Below are 215 nucleotides of genomic sequence, written 5' to 3' on the forward strand. Positions count from 1 at the left end.
ATCAAGATCTTCTCGGTGGTCTCGGTGGTGTTCCTGCCGCCAACGCTGGTGGCTTCCAGCTATGGTATGAACTTTGAGTTTATGCCTGAGCTAAAATGGAGCTTCGGCTATCCTGGCGCAATCTGCCTGATGATGCTGGCAGGCCTGGCACCTTATCTCTATTTCAAACGCAAAAACTGGCTGTGATCGTGGGGTGCCATTCATGGCGCCCTGGT

At 53.0% G+C, this 215-nt stretch carries 1 protein-coding gene; it reads left to right on the plus strand.

What is annotated here, in order from left to right; all coding sequences use genetic code 11:
• The coding region (locus QCD69_RS22760) for a CorA family divalent cation transporter (RefSeq protein ID WP_301253600.1) at positions 1 to 186 on the plus strand (186 nt) is incomplete at its 5' end.
• Between the last annotated feature and the right edge of the window lie 29 nt (positions 187 to 215).

This window comes from Erwinia sp. PsM31 (assembly GCF_030433775.1).
GTDB classification, from domain to species: Bacteria; Pseudomonadota; Gammaproteobacteria; order Enterobacterales; family Enterobacteriaceae; genus Erwinia; species Erwinia aeris.